Source organism: Vibrio echinoideorum (assembly GCF_024347455.1).
Classification (GTDB): domain Bacteria; phylum Pseudomonadota; class Gammaproteobacteria; order Enterobacterales; family Vibrionaceae; genus Vibrio; species Vibrio echinoideorum.
The window spans coordinates 2,644,119-2,667,533 of sequence record NZ_AP025483.1 but is presented as its reverse complement, the minus strand read 5'-3'; the positions used below and the strand labels follow the sequence as shown (position 1 = coordinate 2,667,533).

Here is a 23,415-nt window from a genome sequence, read left to right as displayed (position 1 = left end):
GTCTTAATGGTTTTATCGTACAGGTAGAGGTAATTACCCAAGCTTTGTTAGCGGGGCTAAGATTTATCACTGCAGGGAATTGATTTATATTAAGAATTAACTTAGTTGTGCCACTGTTTGTATTTTGACTAAATTTAGAGTCAGTTTTTGTACTCAATTGAAATGATGACATCATATCGTTATCAAAGGTCAGTATAATGTTTTGGTTTTCTATCAGGCACTGTACCGACTTTAAACCTGAAGCGAAGCTATTTAAAGAAGTTATAATAAATAAAACGGCGACTAGCGCCGTTTTATAATAAGGGTAATGTTTCATATTAGTTTTGATTTATTAGGCCAACATTGCCGTATGCACCGTTACCTGAAACATAGGCTGCGTCATATGAAGTCTGATGAATCAAAAATTCATTAGCACTACTGCTTTGTAGGTTAACCATAGCACTAGATTCTCGTCCAATTTGTTCGGTGAAAACTCTGTTACCATCACCAGAAATTTCGATATCGACCAAATTGTCTCTAGCAGGGCCTATATTACGAGTATCAACAATACTTTGAACGTAGTTGCTATCGCCAGTAATATCAATATCAACATCATTATTATCAGCATCTCGGTCGCTGAATTCAGTATATGTGACATTTAAACTACCATTAACTCGCACATCTGCTTCATTGAAGTCAGCACCACCAAGCGCTTTTACCACAGAGATGTTATCGACGCCCATTTGGGTGACACGCAGATCATTATTTTGTCCCCAACGCTCAACTTTCACTTTAGCTTGGTTACGTAATCCATCTTGTTCGATCCAAGCATTGTTATGTTTGTATCGTAGTTCAACCTCTGCTTCATTAAGGTTACCGCTCTGTTGAACTACTACATCTGAATTATAACTGGCATGTGTGTCGACAAGCGCAACATGACCATCAGTAACACCAGACGTGTTTTGCATAATGGTTACATTAGCCATATCGCCGCTCCCCATTTGCCACACAGCGGTATTGTCCATCGCTAAAGGCTGAATAGCAGAAACTTTACTCTTAATGCCAAGATCTGTTGTCCCTTCAATTTCTCCCAATGCAGGCTCCGATGCAGGGAATGGTGCAGGTAAATTATCTGCGTGAGCTACATTTAAACCAATAATGGCACCGACTATAATTCCAATTTGTGTAAGTTTCATAAGTTGTATCCTTATACATTTCCATGTCGACTATGTACCACTTCAAGAGAAGTGATTTTGAATCAAGCTTCCATACTGCGCGCTAATTTGCTTGATTGATGTAGATTCTCATTGAGCTAGACGCTTTCACTAAAGCAAAGTCATTGCCGTCTTGAGAAATCCCTAAATTACTTCTCCCAGAACCAGCCAAATACGCTGTATTGCCATTGCCTTTTTGATCAATGCTTAGCTGGCTGCTCTGTCGAGAGAAATTTGCTTGCCCAATAACAGCCAAATTGTTATTTCCATCTTGGGAAATAAGTGCTTCAGAATTTACTCCAAGCTGTCCAATAGCTGCTGTGTTGTTTGACCCGTCCTGATTTACAAATGCGATATTATTGCTTCCAGTTTGTTTAATATAAGCCGAGTTAGAATTACCACTCTGTTTTATCTTTGCTTTATTATTTGCGGATACTCCCGCACTATTCTGTCTAATAATCGCAATTGAATCAGAAGCGTTGGATATATCTATTTCTGAGTAGTTATCCAAATCCCATGATGAAATTAAATCTAAATCATTAAATTCATCAACGACATCCTGATTTACATTGTGTAAAAAGCTTCCCTCCAAGTCAGAAGCGATAGCACTGTTAAAACTACCTATTGATAAATATAAACAAGTTAAGCCGATAAGTGATGCTTTCCCAATGACCATTATCTTTGCCTTAAAGTGTTTGTGATTATGATCTCTACGATAATAAGAAACGTAGAGAAGTGAGTAACCCTTTGCCCTATCGAAATCCTAGGCTCTCGATTCAGTGGCGGCTATAAACTTAAAGTTGAAAATATTCGATTGCATATACAAAATTGAATTAGTATTTAACTGACGCCTGCCAACCTTAGTTTGTTTAATATCCCCTCTAATTAATTCGAAAGTTTATATATGCCACTGTAAGCATCAATTACGCTTTATCTAGATTCAGCGAATCGCATTCTCATTTTGTAAATGGACTTCGAATGGGAGCCAATATGAAAATCAAGCTGCTTACAATTGCTTTGTTCACCTTTGCTATTCATGCGGGCGAAAAGAGTCATGGTCTTGAAAATAGCGCTCCTTTGGAAAACGGAACCAAACTTGAGGATTCAACGAACAACCTTAAGGAAAAATTTAATGACTTCAGTGAAGTCGATGGAATCATAGTGGATAGAACGATTACGCGTTTGGGGGAAGATTTTTATTTCTTTTTTTCGCAGTCGCTCAATGAAAGCTACCCAAACCTTAAGGAAAATTTGACGGTAAAAGAAAGGCCAACGGCGTTATCTGGGAGCATCATAGAGGTTCAACACTCTAGAAAACCGATATTCCGCACGGCGTTGTCCCCAGGTCGTAGACAAGCGAAAGAGCGTGCTGCTGATGCAACAAGAGTGGTCGGTAATTACATCATCAGATGGCAAGCAGAGAGACTTTTTCAGGACACCTATGACCTAGACCATGATGAATTTTAAGGAGCCAAGGATGTCGAAATCATTTGTAAGGACAACATTAATAGCGCTACTTGTTGTACCTACGGCTAATGCCAGCGAGTTAGTTTATACACCCGTAAACCCAAGCTTTGGTGGAAATGCACTAAACAGTTCTCACCTTTTTAATCATGCTAATGCCATTAACGATTTTGAAGACCCTAGTGCTAGGGATATCTTTGACGAACAAGAATCGGCATTAGATAGGTTAGCATCGAGCCTTGAATCTCGTTTAATCAGCCAATTGTTGGCGGACGTGGGTAACGGCAATACCGGGCAGTTAGAGACGGATGATTTTTACCTCAATATTGTTGATGATTCGGGAACGTTATTGGTTCAAATTGTCGATAAAGCGACAGGAGAATCGACAGAAATCAGCGTTTCGGGATTGAACCCGGACCTCTAATCACAAGGATTGTGTTATGAAAGCGATTATTATCGTCTTCCTGACCTTTGTGTTAGGAGGGTGCACCTACTCGATGCAAATACCAGAGACGTCTGAAACTCCTAAGTTGATGCCGAGAGGCTCTACTTATACGGATCTCGTTTCTTTGCCTCTACCTCGCGGGAAAATACTGGTATCAGTGTATGATTTCAGAGATCAAACCGGGCAGTACAAACCCCAGCCAAACAGTAACTTCTCAACCGCTGTACCACAGGGGGGCACGTCGTTATTGACGACATCGTTGATCGATTCGCAATGGTTTGTGCCTTTAGAGCGAGAAGGCCTACAAAACTTGTTGACGGAACGTAAGATCATTCGTGCCGCTCAAAAGAAAGATAAAGTTGTTAATAATCATGGTGCCGATTTGTCGTCCTTAAGTTCCGCAAACATTGTCATAGAAGGTGGCATCGTGGCTTACGATTCTAATATTGTAACTGGTGGGGCAGGCGCTAAGTATTTGGGTATTGGTGGCTCAGGGCAATATCGAACGGATCAGGTGACGGTGAACTTAAGAGCCGTGGATGTACGAACAGGGCAAGTTTTATTGAGTGTTACTACATCCAAAACCATTTCCTCACATGAAATTGGCTTCGGTGCTTTTCGCTTTGTTGATTACAAAGAGTTGCTCGAAGTTGAGATGGGTTATAGCCAAAATGAGCCGGTAAATATCGCGGTAATGTCAGCCATAGATGCGGCAGTGATTCATTTAATCGTTAAGGGAATGAAACGTGGGATGTGGTCGCCAGGTGACCCTGATGCAATTAGACATCCAATTATCGCCCGCTACTTAGCAGCGGACACTGACATCCTTTAGTCAACCGAGTAAGCAGCAAAATAGGGCTATGCGGAAAATGGATTTTTCCCTTAGCCCTGTTTTTTTCAACTACTCAACTATTCTATTTTACATCACAAGTGATGTTCTTGATTGGCGTCTCTGAAGTAACAAAGCAAACATACGCTTCAACAGGGTTATTTGGACCAATTCGAATGTAACCTGCCTGTACTTCATCTTCGTTAAAAGTCACCGAGTGAGAGTTACCCGTTTGGCCATCGTAAAAGCTTGCTTCAAAGTTACCATTCATTTGGCTTGCGATACGGTTTCGTGTCGTAGACGTCGTGAATGTAACGGTGCTGCATCGCATTGGTGGCTTTTCAGTAATCAAAAACTGTCCGCTTTCTTTATCTAGCACGCCGCCTTTTGTATCTGGCTGAATGTCGATGGCTTGAAACTGTTCGATGGTACAAGTTTCTTTGGCAGACGCTGCCGTGGGCATCAGGATCGCGAGGACTATAGGTAAAGTGAAGAGTACTGGTTTCATGAGAACAACACCGAATATAAAAAGAGCGAAAGATAATAGCACCGTTATGGTGCTATTAAATGTAATGATTCTGTTATTAAGGACATGCTTTTATAAGGAAAAGGTCATGCCCTTAATAACTAACTGCCTTCGTTAACCTCGAACTGACACTGAGCCTGTTGGCTCTGTGATTGTTGAATGACAGTGAATCCTTTCTCTTCTAATAACTGCAAAAGATTACCTTCGCCAATTAGGTGTAAAGTGCCGACGACCAGCAAGTAGTTCCCTTTCGAATCCAGTTTCCAATCATTGGCGGAGAGCTTGTTTGCCCAATCGATATTGCGATCAGTTAAAAACGTTTTTTCTAGTTCAGATGGCATTTCAGATAATTTCGCAAACTCTTCAAGTTTAGTTAAATCACCTGCTTTCCAGCTTTCTATCAAGCAACGAGTGTCGCCATCAATATGATCGAACTGTTCGAGGCTAGTCGTTAACCATTCCTTACCGGAATCTTTTTGTCCTGAAATCAGGTCTATTTGAAATTGTAGAGGCTCTAAACTGATAACAGGCACATCTTGAATCGTCGCTTTGTAAGTCAAAGTAGCATCAACACCGCCGGCCGATGCGTAGCCAAGATTCTTCAATTGTTGCATTTGTATCGATATCGCTGTTGCCCAAGGTGGTGAGCTGAGTAACTGTTGAGTCGGCATATCTAGTGACTTTGATATGCTCGTTAATAATTGAGCTTGTTCTTCATTTAGTACATCACCCGTGGTCACTGTGGTCGTGGGATACGCCACGCTTTTTGTCTTTCTTATGTCGGTCTCGACAATCAATCCGTTGCTCTCTTTTAACGTGTCAGTGATCTGTGTGGGAAGCGGGTACATGCTCTCATCTCCAACGTGCACAGAGCCTAAGATAGTGAGGGTCAAATCCTCTTTTTTTGCTTGCCAATAAAGGGGTTCGGCGACCGCTTGCTTTGCTGAAAAGGCGAGAGTGAGTAACGTTAGGTACCAAAATGTGCGCAAAGAAAGCTCCTTTATAAAGAATTAAACTCGTTAAAAAAGATTTTGACGGAGTTTTTTAACGGTTTTTTTTGAGAACGATGTCACGTTGTTTGTACGAAAAGTATAACAACAAGAACAAACTTCTAAACCTTTCTCTCTATAAACGACACGATTTTATGAAATCCGTTAAAAAGATTGTGATTTAATTCTCAATTATTACGTCAAAATAAAAGTGACGGAAGTGACGATGTTGTTAAGGTTATGATTTTATTAAATTTAAATTTATCAGTATTTTTTAGATTTGAAGCTGATCACTGAATTAGCTTGATTTAATTCACGGCACAAAATAAGCCCATATAGTTGATCTAACTTTCGAAGCGCTCCACTTTGCTTCTAACTCGATTTTTAAATTTATGGGTGAATACGATGTTGAAAAGAAACTTACTATCTGTCGCGGTATTAGCTGGTTTATCGGGTTGTGCCGTAACGCAAGCACCTGAGCAACAGGTTGTTAATGCACTGGCTGATAACCTTGATGTGCAATATGAAATTCTAACCAATCACGGTGCGAATGAAGGTATGGCTTGTCAGGAGTTAGGTGCTGAATGGGCGTCATGTAACAAAGTGAACATGACCCTGACCAATGACGGTGAAGCGATTGACTCGAAAGATTGGACTATCTACTTCCACAGTATTCGCCTTATTTTAGATGTTGATAACGAACAATTTAAAATCACTCGTGTAACGGGTGACCTACACAAACTAGAGCCTACAGATAAGTTCGATGGTTTTGCCGCTGGTGAAGAAGTGATTCTTCCGTTGACGAGTGAATATTGGCAACTGTTTGAAACCGACTTTATGCCGGGTGCATTCGTAACCGCGCCAAACGCAGAACCTAAGATGATTGCTTCATTGAATACTGAAGATGTCGCGTCGTTTGTGACCGGTTTGGAAGGAAACAACCTTAAGCGCACTCCTGATGACAACAATGTAATGGCAACCGCGGTTACTCGCTTTGAAAAGAATGCTGATCTAGCAACACAAGATGTATCAACAACTCTACTACCAACACCGATGTCGGTAGAAGCGGGCGAAGGTTCAGTGAGCATTGCTGGTGGTATTGCACTACCGAAAGAGGCATTTGATGCTGAGCAGTTCGCTGCAATTGAAGAACGTGCAGATGTGGTAAACGTAGATGTGAGTGGCGACCTACCTGTTAGTGTTGCTGTTGTTCCTACTCAGTTTACGGGTGATTTGGCGAAATCTGGCGCTTATGAACTAAGCATCTCGGAAGAGGGGATTGCGATTAAAGCGTTTGATAAAACAGGTGCTTTCTACGCCGTTCAGTCTATTTTTGGCCTAATAGACAGTCAGAACGCTGAATCATTACTACAACTGTCGATCAAAGATGCGCCACGTTTCGATTACCGTGGTGTGATGGTTGATGTTGCTCGAAACTTCCACTCAAAAGATGCCATCCTAGCAACGCTAGATCAAATGGCGGCCTACAAGATGAATAAACTTCACCTTCACTTAACAGATGATGAAGGCTGGCGTTTAGAAATCCCAGGTTTACCAGAGCTAACGGATGTAGGGTCTAATCGTTGTTTTGATTTGGAAGAGCAAAGCTGTTTACTGCCTCAGCTAGGTTCAGGTCCAACAACAGACAACTTTGGCTCTGGTTTCTTTAGTAAAGCGGATTACGTCGAGATCTTAAGCTACGCAAAAGCGCGCAGCATCGAAGTAATCCCAGAAATTGATATGCCAGCACACGCTCGTTCTGCTGTGGTATCAATGGAAGCGCGTTACACTCGCCTAATGGCGGAAGGTAAAGAAGCGGAAGCGAACGAATACCGCTTGATGGATCCACAAGATACATCGAACGTAACCACGGTTCAGTTCTACGATAAGCAAAGTTTCATTAACCCATGTATGGAATCTTCAACTCATTTTGTCGATAAAGTGATCTCTGAAGTGGCGGCAATGCACCAAGAAGCGGGCGTTCCACTAACGACTTGGCACTTTGGCGGCGATGAAGCGAAAAACATCAAGTTAGGTGCTGGCTTACAAGATGTTAATGCAGAAGATAAAGTGGCATGGAAAGGTAACATTGACTTGGCTAAGCAAGACAAGCCATTCCAACAATCTCCACAGTGTCAGTCTTTGATCGCTGATGGTACTGTGAGCGATTTTGGTCACCTGCCAAGTCACTTTGCAGAGCAGGTATCTAAGATTGTTGCTGATAAAGGTATTCCACACTTCCAAGCATGGCAAGATGGCCTGAAATACAGCGAAGGCGAGGAAGCATTTGCAACAGAAAGTACGCGCGTTAACTTCTGGGACGTTCTTTACTGGGGCGGCACTTCATCTGTATACGACTGGTCAGCAAAAGGTTATGACGTGATTGTTTCTAACCCAGACTATGTGTACATGGATATGCCATACGAAGTCGATGCTGCAGAGCGTGGTTACTACTGGGCAACTCGTGCAACCGATACTCGTAAGATGTTTGGTTTCGCACCAGAAAACATGCCACAAAATGCAGAAACATCACTAGACCGTGACGGCAATGGCTTCAGTGGTAAAGGTGAAATTGAAGCGAAACATTTCTATGGTTTGTCGGCGCAACTTTGGTCTGAAACAGTACGTACTGATGAGCAATATGAATACATGGTATTCCCTCGCGTTCTTGCTGCAGCAGAAAGAGCATGGCACAGAGCGGATTGGGAAAACGACTATAAAGTGGGCGTTGAATATTCTCAAGAATCAAACCTAGTGAATAAGCAGGATTTAAACAGCGACTTTAATCGCTTCGCGAATATTGTTGGTCAACGTGAACTGGCGAAACTTGAGAAAGCAGGTATTGATTACCGACTACCAGTACCGGGCGCTCAGGTTGTTGATGGCAAGCTAGCGATGAACGTACAATTCCCAGGTGTAGAGCTGCAATACTCTGCTGATGGTGAAAACTGGCTGACTTATGATGAGCAGCAACGTCCTTCGGTTTCAAGCGAAACGTACATCCGATCTATCTCTGAAAGTGGCGAGAGAGTAAGCCGAGTTACTTCGGTTAAATAATCGATAAGCAACATTAACAAAAGGGCTCTCTAGCTATTATCTTACTTAGATAAAAAGCGGGAGCTCTTTTTGTTTAAGGCGAGTTAAGTCTTTCTCTTAAACTGAAACATATAGAAACCGTCTTTGTTTATATCGTCAACAATGCACATAAGGTGAGTTTCGTCGCAAAAGTGACGGGCTTCTCATTATTCTCTTCAAAAAATAAGTCCCCTATAAAAAACTCTAAATCAGATGTGATTGAACTAACCGAATCTAATTTTGCGTCGTAAAATAATGTGATCTTGATCTGTACGTTTTTGCGTCTTGAGTTTTTTATCAATTTTTATGTTTTTAAGTGACTGATTTTAATGTGTTAAATAACTTGTTCTTTTTTGATAGTGAGAGAGATCACTCTGTCCACTCTTTTATTTTGAAACGCAAATTAATTCGAGCAACATAGATTTCATGCCAGGGAGGCTACCAACTACTCAAGCGGTGAAGGTGAATGATGTACCGAAGATGTGCCGCTGAAAAATCAAACTAAGGCAGTTTACTATGAAAAAAATTATCGCTCTAAGTGCTCTTTCTCTTGCTTTCGCTTCTAGTGCTTTCGCTGGTTCTTCTTACGTAACAGGTAACATTCAAATTCACGATGACGGCCGTATCCACGGTTCTGATATGACTTCTACGCTAGAAGCTGGTCACACGTTTGACAACTCTCTAGGCGGCTTCACGGTTTACTCTGAGTTTGATGGCATCCAATTGGGTGAGCTTGAAGGCCTGACTTCAGCTGAAACTGGTGGTGCACCAACAACAGGTAACAATACTCCTGGCATCACTGTCGGTGGTGAGCAATCTTTCAATATTACTGATAAATTATGGGTAGCTGCTGGTTACCAACATCTATTCTCTGCGGGTGAGAGCATTCAGTTCCGTCCATTAGTTAAGATCGGCTACAACTTCGATAACGGTATCTCTATTAGCAACCGTACTCGTGCACACATCGATGATACTTCTGCTAATGCTGACACAGACTACCGCATGGATAACCGCATTGCTTACACAGTGAATGCAGACCTAGCGCTTAGCTACAACAACGTATACATGATTGATGCAGAAGCGATGGACCACGAGTTACGTGCAACATGGACTCGTCAAGGTGTTCAACCTTACTTTGAGTTCCGTAGCCAAGCTAACGGTGTAGATTTCGCAAACGGTGCTTCTAAGCAGAACAACGCATTCGTATTTGGCGCTTCTTACGGCTTCTAAGCCGATTCACTTGGCTATTTAGTCGATTCGATTATTAGCCAAGTGAGCTTATTCGTTCATTAGTTTTTTGTTGACTAGCGACGAAAACATAGCAGCACTAACAGCCCGGTTGGTACCGCTACAAGATTTGCTTTACTGTCCAAAAGCAAAGAGCCTAGCAAGTAAACCACAGTCTTGGGTTTACCTAATGCTAGGCTCTATTTTCATGGCTTTTTAAATATTGCTTTGTGCCCGTCTCTTTACGTTCTAATTACCATTGTAATGACGGTATTCAAACACCTGACCTTTCTCGTTAAACGCGTACACAGAATACTCGTCTTTCTTATCGCCATGCTCCATGCCCGGAGAGCCCATTGGCATGCCAGGAACAGCCAAGCCAATCGCATTACGTGGTGGGTTTTCTAAAAAGGCTTTCACGTCTTCTGCTGGAATGTGCCCTTCAAATACGTAACCGTCGATCTCTGCCGTGTGGCAAGAAGCAAGCTCTGGCGTTACACCTAGCTTTTGTTTGATTGGATTCATGTCATCGTGGAGCTTCTCTGTGACATCGAACCCGGCATCTTGCATATGTTCAGTCCATGCTGTGCAGCAGCCGCAGTATGGTGATTTGTGGTTTAGAACATCAGTAGCTAACGCTTGTCCTGAAATAGCGGCGAGTGCAGTAAGAGTCATAACTTTACGAATCATGGTGAACCTCATGAATATGATTTTTGTTGATATTAGAATGAGTGGGCTTGAACAGTCTCAGCCTGTTGGCATTGCTTACTACCGTAATTGACGACATTGCCATCGCAGCGCCTGCAACGACAGGGCTTAGCAAAAATCCAAAGAATGGGTAGAGCACACCAGCCGCTATCGGAATACCAAGCGAGTTATAGATAAAGGCACCAAATAGGTTTTGCTTCATGTTTCTAACTGTAGCTTGGGATAGCTCGATCGCGTTGCTAACTGATAATGGCGATGAGTTGAGTAGTGTCATTTGCGCACTCTCGATTGCGACATCGCTGCCACTGCCCATTGCTATACCTATATCCGCCTGAGCCAGTGCTGGCGCGTCGTTAATACCATCTCCAACCATGGCAACGCTCTTATATTGTTGTTGAAGCTGAACAATATGTTGAGCTTTCTGCTCTGGAAGTACTTCCGAGATAACCTCGTCGATACCGACGCTTTTACCTATCGCTTGAGCAACAGAATCGTTGTCGCCTGTTAATAGCACGGTGTGAATTCCGGCGGATTTTAGTTGAGCAATGGCTTGCTTGCTATCTATTTTTAATGCGTCTGAAATACCAAATATGCCTTCCAGTTTTTGATCGATTACAACGAAGATTGGTGTCCATGCCTGTGAGCGGCAAAGCTCAATAAAGTCCGCGCCAATTTCAGTCTCAATGCCAAGTTGAGTGAGGTACTTAAGTGAGCCGGCTTGAACGTTCTTGCCGTTAATTATTGCTTGTACTCCTAACCCTCGTTGGTTTTCGAATTCGCTATGGGGTAGTGCCGAAACTTGTAAGCTTTCTGCATATTGGCAGACGGCTTTCGCTAGGGGGTGTTCTGACCCTACCTCTACCGAATAGGCGTAAGCCAGCAGTTCTTGCTCTGGTAAATCGCCATAAAAGGCTTGCTGAACGGTTGGCTTACCTTGGGTCAGGGTGCCTGTTTTATCAAACACGACGGCATCGATTTTACTGGCAGATTGCAACACATCAGCATCTTTGATCAAGACGCCAAACTCTGCTGCTTTGCCAACGCCGACAGTAATTGAGAGCGGCGTTGCTAGGCCCAAGGCACATGGACAGGCGATGATCAGTACAGTGGTTGATACCACGAGCATGTAACTTGCACTAGGTTGCGGGCCAACAAGAAACCAAACTAAGGCGGCAATGGCGGCGATTGCGACCACAACAGGTACGAACACGGCCGAGATAGAATCGGCAAGCTTAGCAATCGCAGGTTTGCTGCTTTGTGCTTGGCGAACCATCTGAATGATTCGAGCCAGCATGGTGCTTGAGCCAATTCCAGTCGCTTCAATCACTAAGCTGCCATCACCATTAATGGTACCTGCTGAAACGCCATCATTAATCAATTTAACGTTGGGAAGCGGTTCGCCGGTCAGCATTGATTCATCGATGTAGGATTCACCCGAAACCACAACGCCATCGACAGGGACTTTTTCTCCCGGTTTTACACGCACTTGCATACCGACTTGAATGGCTTCGACGGCGATGGTCTGTTCTTTACCATCGACGATAACCACGGCTTTTTGAGGCTGTAAGTTAATCAGTGCCTGTAAAGATTTGGTGGTGCGTGCTTTGGCTTTGGCTTCAATGTAGTGTCCTAAAGAGATAAGGCCGATAATCATTGCACTTGCTTCAAAATAGACATGACGCGATGGTTCTGGGAACCATGATGGAATCAGTACAACCAGCATTGAATAGAACCATGCTGCACCCGTGCCTAAAGCGACCAAGGTATCCATGGTCGCACGCTTATGCATGAGAGACTGCCAAGCATTCGTGAAGAAGCTGCGTCCCGAGGTCGCAAGCAGTATCAAACAGACCACACCAACCAATCCCCAAGCCAATTGGTCGTTAAATGTAGCAATAGTCATGTTGCCACCAAACAGACCCCACGCCATCAGTGGAGCACCGATAAGCAGCGCGCTTACTGAATTCTTTAGGAAAGCTTTTTGGGTACGAAGTTGTTGTTCTTGCTGTTTTTGTTGTTGAGTCGCCGCGTCATCAACGAACTCCGCACCATAACCTGCGGTTTTTACCGATTCTATGAGAGCGTTCTCGATGACGTCACGTGTTTTAGACGTGAAGACCAAGGCTGTCTGTTCAGCGAGGTTGATCTGAGCTTGGTCGACGAACTCATTCTTTTTCAACGCTTTCTCTACCGAAGAAACGCAACTCGCACATGTCATTCCTTCAAGAACAAGGTGATAGGTATATTGGCTAGCAGCAGGTTTAGCTTGTGTCGGTTCTACGGGCGCTGGTTTTTTATCTTCTTTTGAATCTGAACTCGATAAAAGGTCATTAACTTCAGAGTAGGGAGTCGCGTGATAACCCACGCTTTCGATCAGCGCAATAAGCTCTGATTCTGCAAGCAAAGTAACCAACGACAATTCATATTTGCTGATTTCTAGGTCTGATATTTGCTCGGTCTGCTCAAGCGCTTGAGTCAGTTTGCTCACGCACTTACCACAGCTGAGTCCTGATAATGATAGATGCATCGAATTACCCATGGAATAACTAAGGGTCGCTAACTGTTCGTTGAGTTCAACGTGGCTAAAAGGAGTCGAAATATCGATGTACGTCGGCGATATGTCGTTGATCGTCGTGTTATCGAAATCATCAAACAGGGTGCGGACTTTCTTCGCGCAACCCATGCAATTTAGGCCGTTGAGTGCGGTAGTGTAATGGTTCATATCGATACTCCAATTCTCATCTACACCCAACATAAACCTTACCGTAAGGGTAAGGTCAAACATAAATTTAAAAAATTGATCTTGGTGGCATATGAATGGGTGGGGTACGTTGATGAAATAAGCGTGAGTTAAAGAAAAGCGTGGCTATAATTTATTGGCTCAGGCTATAGATTTGCTATATCGAAGCTGAATTTAGCCTTTCTACACTCGCTTTCGTACAACAACAGCGCATTAATCATTCACTATTGATTGTAGATTTAAGCGGTGGTGATAAAATAGCGCCCAAAATTTAGTGATATTTGGCTATTACAGACTTTGTAATAGACCCCACTAAAAGAATCACCTACATAATCAAGGTATTTAAATGACGGTTAAAACTCGTTTTGCTCCTAGCCCAACTGGCTATCTTCACGTTGGTGGTGCACGTACTGCACTTTACTCTTGGCTATTCGCTAAGAACCAAGGTGGTGAATTCGTTCTTCGTATCGAAGACACGGACCTTGAGCGTAACTCTCAAGAAGCGGTTGATGCAATTCTAGAAGGCATGCAATGGATGGGTATGGAATGGGATGAAGGTCCTTACTACCAATCTAAGCGTTTTGACCGTTACAACGAAATGGTTGATAAGCTACTTGCTGAAGACAAAGCATTCAAATGCTACGCGTCTAAAGAACTGCTTGATGAGATTCGTGCAGTACAAGAAGAAAACAAAGAAATGGCTCGTTACGATGCTAACCACCCTAAAATTGTTGCAGCAAACGAAGCAGCAAAAGAAGGTGATGCATGCGTTATCCGTTTCCGTAACCCTAAAGAAGGCAGTGTAGTATTTGATGACCAAATCCGTGGTCGCATTGAAATCTCTAACAGCCAACTTGATGACCTAATCATTCGTCGTACAGACGGCGCACCAACATACAACTTCGTGGTTGTAGTGGATGACTGGGATATGGGTATTACACACGTTGTTCGTGGTGAAGACCACATCAACAACACACCTCGTCAAATCAACATCTATGAAGCACTAGGCGCGCCAGTCCCAACTTTCGCTCACTGTGCAATGATTCTTGGTGATGACGGTGCGAAACTTTCTAAGCGTCACGGTGCTGTTTCTGTAATGCAATACCGCGACGAAGGTTACCTACCAAATGCGCTGAACAACTACCTAGTTCGTTTAGGTTGGTCTCACGGTGACCAAGAGATCTTCTCTCAAGAAGAGATGATTGAGTTCTTCAGCCTTAAAGCAATCAGCAAGTCTGCATCTGCATTCAACACTGAAAAGCTACTTTGGTTGAACAACCATTACATCAAGACTTCTGAGCCTGAGTATGTTGCAAAATACCTGCAATGGCACCTAGACGCACAGAAGATCGATACAACAAACGGCCCAGCGATCACTGAAGTGATCAAGCTAGTTGGCGAGCGTTGTAATACGCTTATCGAACTTGCTGAGCAGTCTCGTTACTTCTACGAAGATTTCTCTGAGTTTGAAGCTGGCGCAGCGAAGAAGCACCTACGTGGTGTTGCTAAAGGCCCACTAGAGCTTGCTCTTGCTAAGGTTGAAGCACTTGAAGATTTCACTACTGCAAACATCAAAGATGGTGTGATTGCAGCAGTATGTGAAGAGCTAGAGATCGGCATGGGTAAAATCGGTATGCCACTTCGCGTAGCAGTAACAGGTGGCGGTCAGTCTCCTTCTGTTGATGCAGTAATGGAGCTTGTTGGTAAAGAGCGCGTAATCGCTCGTATCAAGATGGCTCTTGAGTTCATCGCTGAGCGTGAAGCTAACGCTTAATTGAGCGATTGCTAGATTCACAAAAAAGGGTCAGTAACTTGGTTACTGACCCTTTTTATTTGTCTTGAGCTTCGTCGCTTAGAGCTTTGCCGATTAGAACTTTTTCGATTAGAGCTTTGTCGATCCGAACTCTGCTGATCAGAACTGGATTCGTTATAGCTTGTCGTCAGCAATCAGTTGGGTCGCTTGAGCCGCTGTTTTCTTATCGAACAAGATATCCATCATCGCTTTAATGCGTTCCATATCGTCGCCAAACTTTGATAAATTGCCGCTATTAGGTGCTTTAAATTCTACGTTGCCTACGCGCTGTTGATCTTGATAAGCTGAGATCTTAGCGTCTGCCACAAAGGTTCTGAAATCCCAACTCCAACGAGAGACGTAATCAAGCGTAATATCCTCTGGGTTATGTTCTGAACCGTCTGCAACGACTTTACATTTCACCTGATTGTTCAGGCACCAGTCGAGCATGGAATCGAGGAAAATGCTGCGCGTTTTTACATCTTCCACGATCGTGATATTTTCGATGTTGTTTGCTTCAGGAAGTGCATTGCCCGAATACTTCGGAGCACTGCAACCTGCGAGTAAAAAGACAACAGCAACAACTAACCAGTTTTTCATTATCTATCCTAGATTTTTTTGAAGATGATGGAAGTGTTGATCCCGCCAAAGGCAAAGTTGTTGCTCATTAGGTATTCAACATCCAGTTCGCGGCCTGAGCCCGTTATGTAATCAAGTTTACCGCAGCGTTCGTCAATGTTTTCAAGGTTCAATGTTGGACTGAACCAGCCTGAATGCATCATCTCTAGGCTTAACCAAGCTTCAATTGCACCACACGCACCAAGCGTATGACCAAAGTAGCTTTTCAATGAACTGATTGGCACTTCGCCGAAAATGTTCGCTGTAGCATTACTTTCTGCAATATCGCCTTTTTCAGTTGCAGTACCGTGAGCAGAAACATAACCGATCTTTTCAGCCGGAAGTTGCGCGTCTTTGAGTGCTTTCTCCATACAAACTTGCATGGTTTCCATTTGAGGTTGGGTCACATGAGCCGCATCGCAGTTGCTGGCAAAGCCGACAATCTCAGCGTAGATCTTTGCGCCGCGAGCGACGGCATGTTCATACTCTTCGAGCACAAGCGTACCAGCGCCTTCACCGATGACTAGACCATCGCGCTCACTGTCGTAAGGGCTAGGGGATTTTTCTGGTGTGTCGTTTTTTAAACTGGTAGCAAAAAGGGTATCGAAAACGGCAGACTCAGTTGGGCATAGTTCTTCACCACCACCAGCAACCATCACGGTTTGGTAGCCGTGTTTGATCGCTTCATAAGCGTAACCAATCGCTTGGCTTCCTGAAGTGCAGGCACTGCTGGTGGGAATCACGCGTCCGCGCAAGCCAAAGAACAGTCCAACGTTGACCGCGGCAGTGTGTGGCATCATTTGAACATAGGTAGTTGCTGTGATTGCTCGTGTCGATTTCTCGTTAAGCATCACACCAAACGCACCTACGGCATCAGTACTGCCGGTTGAAGACCCGTAGGCAATGCCCGTTTCTCCGTTAGTTAGAACATCATGTTCAATCACCCCGGCTTGTGTTAAAGCATCTTCAGTCGCGACAGTGGCTAAGCGAGAAACCCGACCCATGCCTCGTACCTGTTTACGTTTGTAGTGTTTTGGTAATTGGAAGCCATCAATAGGCGCAGCTAGTTTAGTGTTGAGGCCATCGTATTGCTCAAAACTTGGCATATATTGAGTGGCATTTTCACACGCTTTCAGTTTTGGCTCGATGTGCTGCCAATCATTACCAAAGGCAGTAACACCAGACATGCCAGTTACAACAACGCGGTGGGTCATACTAAGCCTCCATTGACTGAAATTACTTGGCGAGTGACGTAGCCTGCAATATCAGACATTAGGTAGCTGACTAGGCCAGCCACTTCTTCTGGCTCGCCCATGCGGCGCAGTGGAACTTGAGGTAGAGCGTGATCTTTCACGAGCTCATCAACCATACCGGTATCGATTAAGCCTGGAGCAACACAGTTTACCGTGATCTTGCGTTTTGGGAGCTCAAGAGCAAGAGACTTAGTTGCGCCAATTACGCCCGCTTTTGCTGCGGCATAGTTAGTTTGGCCACGGTTGCCCATGATGCCTGATACTGACGCCAAAGTGACGATTCGACCGCCTTTACGCTTTTGAACCATAGGCATTACGCACGGGTGAAGTACGTTGTAGAAGCTGTCGAGATTGGTATGGATCACGCCATCCCACTCTTCTTCCGTCATGGCAGGGAAGGCCGTATCACGAGTAATGCCCGCGTTATTTACTACACCATAGTAAGCGCCATGTTCAGCTATATCTGATTCAAGCGTTTCACGGCATTCACTGCGATTGCTGATATCGAATTGGATCAGACGTCCTGCGCCACCCAATTCAGTGATCGACTTTAAGGTATCTTCGGCACCTTGCTTGTCACCCATGTAATGAACGGCGATTTCAAATCCGTCTTTTGCGAGTTGAATAGCGATCGCTTTACCAATGCCTTTACTGGCACCAGTGACTAAAACCTGACGGGTCATGATGGGCTCCTAGTTTTCATTTCTTGTAATTTTTGTTCAGTTGGCACATAGACATTAAGTTGGCATTGAGCCACCAATTCGCCTTGGTCTTCGACTCTGGCGGTAAACACGGCCATGCCACTGTCTTGCATCAGTTGCTCGGCGTAGATATCAAGGGTTTGTCCTTGATAAAATTGGTCACAAAGTGATTTGTAACGACGAGAACCCAGTAAGAACCCGATGGGTGGAGTGGTGCCGTTTTTTATCGCGTGGTATCCAGACCAAGCGGCAACCGACTGCGCCATAAACTCGATACCAACATAAGCGGGTACGGTTTGAGTGTCTGCGTTAAAGAACAGGTTATGTGCTCCAATATCCACTTGGCAGTGAATCGATAACGCCTCTACGCTGATAGCACGATCGATTAATATCATCGGGTCATCATGTGGGAGGAGTTGGTCTACAGAAGGGATATCAGTCATTTACTACACCAAAAATCAGGCTAATGTTGTTGCCACCAAAAGCAAAAGAGTTGCTTAAGATGTTCTTTACTTTAAGTTTCTGGGCACAGTTTACCAAATCAATCTCAATATCCTCAGCTTTATCCTGACATTTTTGTAAGGGAAGCGGTAAGTCATATTTTAAAATATGCCATGCTATTGCTGCTTCTATCGCACTCGCGGCTCCAAGAGTATGCCCGGTGAGTGGCTTGGTGGAACTGACGGGAACCTTGTTTGCAAAAATACGATGAATGGCTTTGCTTTCCATTGAGTCATTGAGAGGCGTAGCGGTGCCATGGGCATTGATATAGCCGATGTCCTCTGCTGTTAGCTGTGCAGCGTTCAGTGCCTTTCTCATGGCGTGTTCTGCGCCATTTCCTTCAGGGTGAGGGGCTGATATATGGTGCGCATCAGAACTATCACCACAACCTAACAGAGCAATATTGGGTAAGTTGTTCGATGGTTTTATTTTGCTAAGCAGCATAAATGCGGCGGCTTCTCCGATATTAATACCATCTCTAGAAGTACTAAAAGGCTGACAATGTGTCGTTGAAAGCGCTTCAAGGCCATGGAAGCCATTGAGCGTAAGTTTACATAAGGTATCGACACCTCCAACCAAAACAGCATCGGCCATGCCGGAGTCTAACAGTCGCTCGGCGGTGAGAAATACACGGCCACTTGATGAGCAAGCCGTCGAGATTGCATAACTTGGCCCCGTTATCGCGCAGTACTGGCTGACGAACTCAGAAGTATTGCCAAGCTCTTGTTTCGAGTAATGGTAATGCTCAGGAAACTCATCGTGTGTCAATTTATGTTTGAAAGCCGCTTCGCCATCAGAAATACCTGAGGTGCTAGTGCCTATAACAACAGCAACTTTATCCGAGCCAAATTGTAATTTTGCTTGCTCGATAGAATCTTTGATTTGGTTTAGGGCCGATAACGCGAGCTGGTTATTACGAGTAGCGTATTCGGCAAGGTGCTGAGGAATTTCAGGCAGATCGCCCGCTACCTTACCAACGACAGTCGACTTGCCGTCATTCAGCATATCGTCCACTTCAACCATGTTCGAGCGGTGCTCATTTGTAAGGCAGTCGTGAATTTCAGCAACGCTTGAGCCTAGCGCCGAGTGGAAACCACAGTATTGGATGTAAATAGGCATAGTGTTCAGCTCTTACTTGGGTTGTCGACAATCGTTGAGTTCAACGTTTGTATAGTGATGGTATAGCCTTGGGTCAAATGCGTGAAAACAATATCGCCGCGAGTTTTGTCAGATCCGGAATCCGCTTGGTAATCAATTCGAATGATTGCCTGTTGGTTATCGTCAAACACTGTGCGGCTGTTTTCTGTGTCGACCAAGTGCCAGCCGATACTTTCTAAAGGTTGAGTCCACGCTTCAACTGGCCATAGGGTCAGCATTAAATTAAATAGCACCTGTTCGGGTTGCGGCAGGGTCGCCCCAAGGCCAGATAAAACCTGTGTATCAATCACTTGGTTTTGGTACTGCAGTGACAAAATTCGAGTACCCCAAGATGAAAAACCAGCTAACACCACTTTATCTGGTGTCACTTCAACTTGGACAGGAAGTTGTTGAGTCTCGTTTTGCCAGGTCGCGTTAATCAACTGGCTCGCCGTAAATGAGTATCCAAGCTCAGAAGGCAAAGGTAAGGCTAATTCGGTGTCATTATCGATAGACACACTTGCGCCAGTCGGCTGCTGAGAAACCATTGAACAGGCACTGAGTAGTAAACCCAATACAACGCCCAGCGTTATCTGTATTGTATTTTTCATCTAAAAGCCTCATGAGGTTTTGGTTTTCTTGCGGCTTTCTCTGTATTGATTGCGAGTGGAGAAAGCAACCACGCCACAAAAATACCCGTTAAGACGGTAACACCGAAGCTATGAATGGCATGAGTCTGACTTAGTGACAGTAAACCAAATGAAAGCAGCGTCGTGAGGCCAGACAAGGTAATGGCTAACAAGGTGCTCAGTGATTTCTTCTGCTCAGCAAAGAAAAGGGTGTAGTCGATGCCAATCCCTAGAATCAGAATCAGACCCAATAAGTTAAATAGGTTTAAGGTCGAACCTAAAACGCCGGTGATCGCTAGCCCTGCGATTCCCGCAATTAAAGACGGTAACAGCATCAACAGGCTTTGTTTTACGCCATAGCGCCAACCTAAAACCATTCCAATGGCTGCCAATGCTATTAATAATAGTTCGGTGATCTTGACTCTGTATTCAGCAAAAAGCGACGATATTTCATCGGCCTTATTGAGGAACTTAACATCTTGTTGCTGAGCAAAATCTGAACCAAGCCATTGAGAGAACAGCTCTGAGTCAGTGACATCTTTGATTAAAATAACAGACGCAGCTTGTCCATCTATCGGCCTCAACCAAAGAGGACGAATGGGTTCTGATACTGGTGATGCTAAAAAACCATCAACTGTTATTGGTTCATAGTTAGGAAGCTCAGGGAAACTCGACCAACCTAATGTGGTTTGTAATGTTGAGCTCTGATTAGCGTAGAGCTGTTTCACTAGCAGATAGTTTTCATTTTGCTCATGTTCACTTGGCAGGTGTTGATTGACGCTGCGATATCCTGAGATGCTTCGCTTCTCGATCAATGAATCTAATTCAGAGGTGATCAATGCCAATTTTTTCAGTAATGCTTGATTACTTTTCGCAGTCACCAACAGCATATTTTGACCACTGCCTAATCCTGAAATCTCAGTGATGGCTTGCTCTTGCTGTTTGAGTTGCTCTGGCATTGCCTGAAGTTGGCGTATATCGTCGTCGTAACGAATTTGACTGAGTGACATTAGGCTAACGACAGTCACCGTTAACGGTAAGCCTATTCTGAATTTTGGCTTGCTCCATACACTCAACCAACTATGCCAAAGCTTCGCTAGGGGGAGTGGACGTTCCTGACTTGGTTTCGCCGCTAAAGCGGGGTACCAACACACTACACTGGCGTAAGCTGCAATGAGTCCAATTGACGAGAACAAAGCAAGTTGTTGTAAGCCTGGGAAAGGTGCAACAAGTAAGCCTAGATAGCCAATCAAGCTAGTAATAAGCCCTAAACTGATCGCAATAAGGATATGCTGCAACCCTTTTTTACTTTGCCATTTACTTCCTGCCGCTAAGCGATCGGTAAGGAAGTGAAAAGAGTAATCGATTGATACGCCGATCAAACTGGCGCCGAACACTAAGCTGAACAAGTGAATTTTGCCGAAGATAGCGACGGTGCTCGCGAGTGCAACCAGTAATCCAGTACTGATTGAAAGTAGTGATAAAGCAAGTGGTAGGGCGCTACGAAATGTCAGCCACACCAACAGAATAACGCCAGCTAACGATCCTAAACCAATGGTGCTGATCTCAGATTTTGCACTTTGAGTGCCGTAATTAGCGTAGAAAACCACGCCAGTATGCTGAACTTTGACGTCAAATTGCTTCTCTATGTCTCGCTCTAAAGCGTCAAGTGCCGGAAGTTGCTCTTGAATAGCCAAGCTATAGGGAGAGCCAGCCAAGGTTGCGGTAACCAAAATGTGTGACTGAGCTTGCGATTGCGCCGTTAGGTAGCCCTCTTTAAGGCTAAAGTTACTCGAACGAGTACCAACGGCGCTGATGTAGTCTCGAAATAACAAAAAAGGATCGAGTGTCAGTTCGGCTGCAGTGACGCCTGAAAATGGATTGTATAACGACTGAATTACATGTTGAGCGCGAGATTCGGGCGAGTGTACCAGTGTTTCTTTTTGTTGAACGGTCAACAGTTGAGCCCGATGACGAAAATAGAAATCGCTCCATTGGCTTTGAGTGCTGGCGTTGATTTTGCCTTGCACGTGCTTAAAAAGAGTTGGCTGACTGGAGAACGCTCTTTGGTTGAGGGCTTTTTCAAAAGCATTAGTGGCAGCGGTGGCATGTTCGATATCAGAGCCACTTATTATGAAGACGACTTGCTCACTCATCGAGTTGGAAATCTGTTGAAAGGCTTGTTCTACCATAGGATCTTGCTGGTTTTCTGGCAGCAATTTCATAATGTTGCTTTCAATCGGTACTGAAGAAGAAAAAGCGAACTGTTTGATTAACAGTCCGCTAAATAGCACCACGACAACAAGCCAAATAAGGGCAAGGCTAGAGTTGGAATTGTTGCGCTTCAGCATCTGATAATACTTCCGGTTGATGGCTTAGCTGGCTAAATTCGATCACTGTGCTGTCTCCACGAATCTCTTTCAGCTCAATGCGTTCAATATCGTTGTTACCTTGTAGTGTGATGGCTTCAAATACCGCATTCATTGGCGCACTTTTGGGCTTTAGAGTGAGCGTCCATGACGTACCCTCTGTGCTTTCATTTGCACTTTCATCTGAGCTTTGCTCAGTCGCAGGTTCAAATGACAGTGAGAACTGCTCTTGGAGTTTTTGAGTATCACCGTGGAACACCGCTAGGAATATATGGCTGAAATAAAACGCCATTGGGTTTTCTTGGTCGGTGATGATCTTAGCTGGTTGATCAGCAAACCTTTGGCTCAGTTTGTTGTCGGTTAGCACCAAGCTCACAGGGAAGGGTGTCGCTTGTGTCCAAAGTAAACCATTCGATTTGTCTAACAGGAAAGCACCTTGTGATGTTAAAGGCTGAGCGAACATTTCCATATTGCGTGTTTGAGTAAACTCTCCACGCACGATGTTGTTTGCACTTAATACTGTTTGAAGATCTGAAACAGAGCCAACCGTAGCTGTACTTTCATTAGCAATAACAAAGCTACTCGCCATCACAGAGGCAAGCCCTAGTAGTGCGATGCTGATTTGCTTACGTCCGTGTTTAAACAGACTCATGTTTCACCTGCTGCTGTGTGTTAGTTGCTTGAGATTGATCGGATAGCGGATTATTTGATTGAGTGGTGTTTGATTGTGGCAAACAGCCAAATTGGTGCCAATGATCGATTTTATCGGTAAATATTTTCGGCGAAGCAAAACACATTTCTTGTTCTTCAATGGTCACCGCAACCTGCATGGTATGAGCTCGCGTCATACGAGCTCCAGTGTTGGCATCGTGAATCTCGTAGTCAACACGCAAGCGATTTTCCCACTCGGTCAGCTTAGCTGATACCTTGATCTGATGATTAAAAGGGATCGCTTTAATGTACTTTACACGCGTGTCGATGATCGGCCACATGTAGCCGGAATCCTTCATCTCATGATAGTTGTACTCAATCTTATCCATCATGATGCGCCTTACTTCTTCAAAAAACCGGAAGTAGTTGCCGTGATAGATCACGCCCATCGGGTCGGCATCTTGGAATGAGGTAATTAGAGTTACCTCAGATTGTAATGGATGAAGGATTTCAGACATAAATCGCTCTCAACAATATTGCGTAAAGGGGTAGCTACTTTATGAGGTTA

At 44.2% G+C, this 23,415-nt stretch carries 21 protein-coding genes; 6 read left to right on the top strand and 15 right to left on the bottom strand.

Features of this window, described 5'->3' with window-relative positions; genetic code table 11:
- Window positions 1-317: 317 nt before the first annotated feature.
- Entirely contained in the window at window positions 318-1,175 is an 858-nt protein-coding gene (locus OCV36_RS12015) for a curlin (protein ID WP_102456953.1), read from the bottom strand.
- 82 nt (window positions 1,176-1,257) lie between these two features.
- The gene (locus tag OCV36_RS12010) at window positions 1,258-1,869 is read right to left on the bottom strand and encodes a hypothetical protein (protein ID WP_017076647.1); all 612 of its coding nucleotides are present in this window, start codon (window positions 1,867-1,869) and stop codon (window positions 1,258-1,260) included.
- A 314-nt stretch (window positions 1,870-2,183) separates the two neighbouring features.
- On the opposite strand from OCV36_RS12010, the gene OCV36_RS12005 reads away from it, so the two are divergent.
- From OCV36_RS12005 to OCV36_RS11995, 3 genes are read left to right on the top strand one after another with little or no spacing between them, the layout of a single operon-like run.
- Window positions 2,184-2,660: a curli production assembly/transport protein CsgE gene (locus OCV36_RS12005; RefSeq protein WP_032497985.1), complete on the top strand. Its 477-nt coding sequence runs from the start codon at window positions 2,184-2,186 to the stop codon at window positions 2,658-2,660.
- A 10-nt stretch (window positions 2,661-2,670) separates the two neighbouring features.
- A complete protein-coding gene (locus OCV36_RS12000; RefSeq protein ID WP_017076645.1) occupies window positions 2,671-3,081 on the top strand; it encodes a curli assembly protein CsgF in 411 nt (136 codons plus the stop codon).
- A 16-nt stretch (window positions 3,082-3,097) separates the two neighbouring features.
- Window positions 3,098-3,934, top strand: coding sequence for a CsgG/HfaB family protein (locus OCV36_RS11995; protein WP_017076644.1), 837 nt, complete (start codon window positions 3,098-3,100; stop codon window positions 3,932-3,934).
- Between the two features lie 82 nt (window positions 3,935-4,016).
- On the opposite strand, the gene OCV36_RS11990 is transcribed toward OCV36_RS11995, so the two are convergent.
- Together OCV36_RS11990 and OCV36_RS11985 are read right to left on the bottom strand one after the other, a co-directional pair.
- Window positions 4,017-4,439, bottom strand: a complete 423-nt coding sequence (locus tag OCV36_RS11990) for a hypothetical protein (protein WP_102500277.1) — start codon at window positions 4,437-4,439, stop codon at window positions 4,017-4,019.
- A gap of 119 nt (window positions 4,440-4,558) precedes the next feature.
- On the bottom strand, window positions 4,559-5,446 hold the full coding sequence (locus tag OCV36_RS11985) for a TraB/GumN family protein (RefSeq protein WP_135455423.1): 888 nt from the start codon (window positions 5,444-5,446) through the stop codon (window positions 4,559-4,561).
- Between the two features lie 405 nt (window positions 5,447-5,851).
- Between OCV36_RS11985 and OCV36_RS11980 the strand changes: the two genes are divergently transcribed.
- Together OCV36_RS11980 and OCV36_RS11975 are read left to right on the top strand one after the other, a co-directional pair.
- Window positions 5,852-8,503: a beta-N-acetylhexosaminidase gene (locus OCV36_RS11980; RefSeq protein WP_135455421.1), complete on the top strand. Its 2,652-nt coding sequence runs from the start codon at window positions 5,852-5,854 to the stop codon at window positions 8,501-8,503.
- A gap of 534 nt (window positions 8,504-9,037) precedes the next feature.
- Window positions 9,038-9,751 carry an oligogalacturonate-specific porin KdgM family protein gene (locus tag OCV36_RS11975; protein ID WP_048615708.1) on the top strand — a complete coding sequence of 238 codons (714 nt, stop codon included), beginning with the start codon at window positions 9,038-9,040 and terminating at the stop codon, window positions 9,749-9,751.
- A gap of 246 nt (window positions 9,752-9,997) precedes the next feature.
- Here OCV36_RS11975 and OCV36_RS11970 read toward each other — a convergent pair whose 3' ends face one another.
- Window positions 9,998-10,438, bottom strand: a complete 441-nt coding sequence (locus OCV36_RS11970) for a DUF411 domain-containing protein (protein WP_102447590.1) — start codon at window positions 10,436-10,438, stop codon at window positions 9,998-10,000.
- The gene (locus OCV36_RS11965; protein WP_135455419.1) at window positions 10,428-13,211 is read right to left on the bottom strand and encodes a copper-translocating P-type ATPase; all 2,784 of its coding nucleotides are present in this window, start codon (window positions 13,209-13,211) and stop codon (window positions 10,428-10,430) included. Before OCV36_RS11965 ends, OCV36_RS11970 begins: the two co-directional genes overlap by 11 nt.
- A 331-nt stretch (window positions 13,212-13,542) precedes the next feature.
- Between OCV36_RS11965 and gltX the strand changes: the two genes are divergently transcribed.
- Complete coding sequence (gene gltX / locus OCV36_RS11960; protein ID WP_054548128.1) at window positions 13,543-14,970, top strand: glutamate--tRNA ligase; 1,428 nt, start codon at window positions 13,543-13,545, stop codon at window positions 14,968-14,970.
- Window positions 14,971-15,123: 153 nt separating this feature from the next.
- Here the strand turns inward: gltX and OCV36_RS11955 are convergent, their stop codons facing one another.
- From OCV36_RS11955 to OCV36_RS11915, 9 genes are read right to left on the bottom strand one after another with little or no spacing between them, the layout of a single operon-like run.
- Window positions 15,124-15,588 (bottom strand): Sbal_3080 family lipoprotein, encoded by a 465-nt coding sequence (locus tag OCV36_RS11955; protein ID WP_135455417.1) that lies wholly within the window; start codon window positions 15,586-15,588, stop codon window positions 15,124-15,126.
- A gap of 8 nt (window positions 15,589-15,596) precedes the next feature.
- Window positions 15,597-16,820, bottom strand: coding sequence for a beta-ketoacyl-ACP synthase (locus OCV36_RS11950; RefSeq protein ID WP_135455416.1), 1,224 nt, complete (start codon window positions 16,818-16,820; stop codon window positions 15,597-15,599).
- Window positions 16,817-17,542: a 3-ketoacyl-ACP reductase FabG2 gene (locus tag OCV36_RS11945; RefSeq protein WP_135455414.1), complete on the bottom strand. Its 726-nt coding sequence runs from the start codon at window positions 17,540-17,542 to the stop codon at window positions 16,817-16,819. Before OCV36_RS11945 ends, OCV36_RS11950 begins: the two co-directional genes overlap by 4 nt.
- Window positions 17,539-18,003 (bottom strand): hotdog family protein, encoded by a 465-nt coding sequence (locus OCV36_RS11940; RefSeq protein WP_135455412.1) that lies wholly within the window; start codon window positions 18,001-18,003, stop codon window positions 17,539-17,541. Before OCV36_RS11940 ends, OCV36_RS11945 begins: the two co-directional genes overlap by 4 nt.
- Window positions 17,996-19,180 (bottom strand): beta-ketoacyl-[acyl-carrier-protein] synthase family protein, encoded by a 1,185-nt coding sequence (locus tag OCV36_RS11935; RefSeq protein ID WP_135455410.1) that lies wholly within the window; start codon window positions 19,178-19,180, stop codon window positions 17,996-17,998. The genes OCV36_RS11940 and OCV36_RS11935 overlap by 8 nt, the downstream gene beginning before the upstream one ends.
- Window positions 19,181-19,185: 5 nt before the next feature.
- The gene (locus tag OCV36_RS11930) at window positions 19,186-19,809 is read right to left on the bottom strand and encodes a DUF3261 domain-containing protein (protein ID WP_135455408.1); all 624 of its coding nucleotides are present in this window, start codon (window positions 19,807-19,809) and stop codon (window positions 19,186-19,188) included.
- Entirely contained in the window at window positions 19,806-22,178 is a 2,373-nt protein-coding gene (locus OCV36_RS11925) for an MMPL family transporter (RefSeq protein ID WP_135455406.1), read from the bottom strand. Before OCV36_RS11925 ends, OCV36_RS11930 begins: the two co-directional genes overlap by 4 nt.
- A complete protein-coding gene (locus OCV36_RS11920; protein WP_135455404.1) occupies window positions 22,150-22,848 on the bottom strand; it encodes a LolA family protein in 699 nt (232 codons plus the stop codon). The genes OCV36_RS11925 and OCV36_RS11920 overlap by 29 nt, the downstream gene beginning before the upstream one ends.
- The gene (locus OCV36_RS11915; RefSeq protein ID WP_017076628.1) at window positions 22,835-23,365 is read right to left on the bottom strand and encodes an acyl-CoA thioesterase; all 531 of its coding nucleotides are present in this window, start codon (window positions 23,363-23,365) and stop codon (window positions 22,835-22,837) included. Before OCV36_RS11915 ends, OCV36_RS11920 begins: the two co-directional genes overlap by 14 nt.
- Between the last annotated feature and the right edge of the window lie 50 nt (window positions 23,366-23,415).

Coding starts and splice junctions, on each gene's coding strand:
- OCV36_RS11990 (WP_102500277.1), bottom strand. CDS start 4,439: ATGAAACCAGTACTCTTCACTTTACCTATAGTCCTCGCGATCCTGATG.
- OCV36_RS11925 (WP_135455406.1), bottom strand. CDS start 22,178: ATGCTGAAGCGCAACAATTCCAACTCTAGCCTTGCCCTTATTTGGCTT.
- OCV36_RS12005 (WP_032497985.1), top strand. CDS start 2,184: ATGAAAATCAAGCTGCTTACAATTGCTTTGTTCACCTTTGCTATTCAT.
- gltX (WP_054548128.1), top strand. CDS start 13,543: ATGACGGTTAAAACTCGTTTTGCTCCTAGCCCAACTGGCTATCTTCAC.
- OCV36_RS11955 (WP_135455417.1), bottom strand. CDS start 15,588: ATGAAAAACTGGTTAGTTGTTGCTGTTGTCTTTTTACTCGCAGGTTGC.
- OCV36_RS11920 (WP_135455404.1), bottom strand. CDS start 22,848: ATGAGTCTGTTTAAACACGGACGTAAGCAAATCAGCATCGCACTACTA.
- OCV36_RS11970 (WP_102447590.1), bottom strand. CDS start 10,438: ATGATTCGTAAAGTTATGACTCTTACTGCACTCGCCGCTATTTCAGGA.
- OCV36_RS11945 (WP_135455414.1), bottom strand. CDS start 17,542: ATGACCCGTCAGGTTTTAGTCACTGGTGCCAGTAAAGGCATTGGTAAA.
- OCV36_RS11935 (WP_135455410.1), bottom strand. CDS start 19,180: ATGCCTATTTACATCCAATACTGTGGTTTCCACTCGGCGCTAGGCTCA.
- OCV36_RS11975 (WP_048615708.1), top strand. CDS start 9,038: ATGAAAAAAATTATCGCTCTAAGTGCTCTTTCTCTTGCTTTCGCTTCT.
- OCV36_RS11965 (WP_135455419.1), bottom strand. CDS start 13,211: ATGTTGGGTGTAGATGAGAATTGGAGTATCGATATGAACCATTACACT.
- OCV36_RS11950 (WP_135455416.1), bottom strand. CDS start 16,820: ATGACCCACCGCGTTGTTGTAACTGGCATGTCTGGTGTTACTGCCTTT.
- OCV36_RS12000 (WP_017076645.1), top strand. CDS start 2,671: ATGTCGAAATCATTTGTAAGGACAACATTAATAGCGCTACTTGTTGTA.
- OCV36_RS11995 (WP_017076644.1), top strand. CDS start 3,098: ATGAAAGCGATTATTATCGTCTTCCTGACCTTTGTGTTAGGAGGGTGC.
- OCV36_RS11980 (WP_135455421.1), top strand. CDS start 5,852: ATGTTGAAAAGAAACTTACTATCTGTCGCGGTATTAGCTGGTTTATCG.
- OCV36_RS11940 (WP_135455412.1), bottom strand. CDS start 18,003: ATGACTGATATCCCTTCTGTAGACCAACTCCTCCCACATGATGACCCG.
- OCV36_RS12010 (WP_017076647.1), bottom strand. CDS start 1,869: ATGGTCATTGGGAAAGCATCACTTATCGGCTTAACTTGTTTATATTTA.
- OCV36_RS11915 (WP_017076628.1), bottom strand. CDS start 23,365: ATGTCTGAAATCCTTCATCCATTACAATCTGAGGTAACTCTAATTACC.
- OCV36_RS12015 (WP_102456953.1), bottom strand. CDS start 1,175: ATGAAACTTACACAAATTGGAATTATAGTCGGTGCCATTATTGGTTTA.
- OCV36_RS11930 (WP_135455408.1), bottom strand. CDS start 19,809: ATGAAAAATACAATACAGATAACGCTGGGCGTTGTATTGGGTTTACTA.